Origin of the sequence: Microbulbifer sp. VAAF005 (assembly GCF_030012985.1) — a bacterium.
Classification (GTDB): domain Bacteria; phylum Pseudomonadota; class Gammaproteobacteria; order Pseudomonadales; family Cellvibrionaceae; genus Microbulbifer.
This window is the reverse complement of record NZ_CP120233.1, coordinates 3397501-3400000: the sequence shown is the minus strand read 5'-3', so window position 1 is coordinate 3400000 and position 2500 is coordinate 3397501. Positions and strand designations below refer to the sequence as shown.

At 52.5% G+C, this 2500-nt stretch carries 2 rRNA genes (both running past the window's edge); both read right to left on the bottom strand.

From position 1 onward, the window contains the following. Positions 1 to 56, bottom strand: a 5S ribosomal RNA gene (rrf, locus tag P0078_RS15285); it reaches 60 nt to the left of the window's first position. Between the two features lie 203 nt (positions 57 to 259). Next, positions 260 to 2500, bottom strand: a 23S ribosomal RNA gene (locus P0078_RS15280) (it continues 641 nt past the right edge of the window).

The following is a 2500-nucleotide window of genomic DNA, read 5'->3' as shown; positions in this document are numbered from 1 at the left end:
TTCACTTCTGAGTTCGGCAAGGGATCAGGTGGTTCCACAACTCTATTGTCGTCAGGCAAACTGGCTTGGGTTGGCGTTGGTCTTATAAGCAATGTGCTTGGCCTGCCGTGTTATCGCTGTTTGCCTCGGTCATGATGGTGACCGGCGATAACCCCAAATAAGTCGGTAAAACAATCTGTAGTAATACACCGCAAGCGATCGTATGTCTCTAACTCACAATCCGCTAGCTTAGCTAGTCGTTAGTAACCATCTCTGTTGTATGGTCAAGCCGCACGGGCAATTAGTACTGGTTAGCTCAACGCCTCACAACGCTTCCACACCCAGCCTATCAACGTGGTAGTCTTCCACGGCCCTTCAGGAGGCTCAAGGCCTCAGGGAGATCTTATCTTGAAGGAGGCTTCCCGCTTAGATGCTTTCAGCGGTTATCCCGTCCGAACATAGCTACCCGGCAATGCCACTGGCGTGACAACCGGAACACCAGAGGTTCGTTCACTCCGGTCCTCTCGTACTAGGAGCAACTCTTCTCAAATCTCCAACGCCCACGGCAGATAGGGACCGAACTGTCTCACGACGTTCTAAACCCAGCTCGCGTACCACTTTAAATGGCGAACAGCCATACCCTTGGGACCGGCTTCAGCCCCAGGATGTGATGAGCCGACATCGAGGTGCCAAACACCGCCGTCGATGTGAACTCTTGGGCGGTATCAGCCTGTTATCCCCGGAGTACCTTTTATCCGTTGAGCGATGGCCCTTCCATACAGAACCACCGGATCACTATGACCTACTTTCGTACCTGCTCGACATGTCTGTCTCGCAGTCAAGCGCACTTATACCATTATGCTCATTGCATGATTTCCGACCATGCTGAGTGCACCTTCGTACTCCTCCGTTACTCTTTGGGAGGAGACCGCCCCAGTCAAACTACCCACCATACACTGTCCTCGATCCGGATAACGGACCAGAGTTAGAACCTCAAACATACCAGGGTGGTATTTCAAGGACGGCTCCACAACAACTAGCGTCATTGCTTCAAAGCCTCCCACCTATCCTACACAAATAGGCTCAAAGTTCAGTGCAAAGCTGTAGTAAAGGTTCACGGGGTCTTTCCGTCTAGCCGCGGGTACACTGCATCTTAACAGCGATTTCAATTTCACTGAGTCTCTGGTGGAGACAGCGTGGCCATCGTTACGCCATTCGTGCAGGTCGGAACTTACCCGACAAGGAATTTCGCTACCTTAGGACCGTTATAGTTACGGCCGCCGTTTACCGGGGCTTCGATCAAGAGCTTCGCCGAAGCTAACCCCATCAATTAACCTTCCGGCACCGGGCAGGCGTCACACCCTATACGTCCTCTTACGAGTTTGCAGAGTGCTATGTTTTTAATAAACAGTCGCAGCCACCTGGTCACTTCGACCGGCCTCAGCTTAGGGAGCAAGTCCCATCACCAAAACCGGCGTACCTTCTCCCGAAGTTACGGTACCATTTTGCCTAGTTCCTTCACCAGAGTTCTCTCAAGCGCCTTGGTATTCTCTACCTGACCACCTGTGTCGGTTTAGAGTACGATTCACTATTACCTGAAGCTTAGAAGTTTTTCCTGGAAGCAGGGCATCAACCACTTCACCCACTAAGTGGGCTTCGTCATCAGTTCTCAGCCTTAGGGACCCGGATTTGCCTAAGTCCCCAGCCTACAACCTTAAACATGGACAACCAATCGCCATGCCGGCCTAGCCTTCTCCGTCACTCCGTCGCAGTAATAGCGAGTACAGGAATATTAACCTGTTTCCCATCGACTACGGCTTTCGCCCTCGCCTTAGGGGTCGACTAACCCTGTCCCGATTAGCGTTGGACAGGAACCCTTGGTCTTCCGGCGGGGAGGTTTTTCACCTCCCTTATCGTTACTCATGTCAGCATTCGCACTTGTGATACCTCCAGCAGACCTCCCGATCCACCTTCAACGGCTTACACAACGCTCCTCTACCATGCTCCTAAGAGCATCCGCAGCTTCGGTTATCAGTTTGAGCCCCGGTATATCTTCCGCGCAGGCCGACTCGACTAGTGAGCTATTACGCTTTCTTTAAAGGATGGCTGCTTCTAAGCCAACCTCCTAGCTGTCTGGGCCTTCCCACATCGTTTCCCACTTAACTGATATTTGGGACCTTAGCTGGCGGTCTGGGTTGTTTCCCTTTCCACGACGGACGTTAGCACCCGCCGTGTGTCTCCCGCGATTGCACTCCTCGGTATTCGGAGTTTGCATGGGGTTGGTAAGTCGGGATGACCCCCTAGCCCAAACAGTGCTCTACCCCCGAGGGTGAGACGCGAGGCGCTACCTAAATAGCTTTCGAGGAGAACCAGCTATCTCCCGGCTTGATTAGCCTTTCACTCCGATCCACAGGTCATCCCCTAATTTTTCAACATTAGTGGGTTCGGTCCTCCAGTTGATGTTACTCAACCTTCAACCTGCCCATGGATAGATCGCCGGGTTTCGGGTCTATTGCCTGCA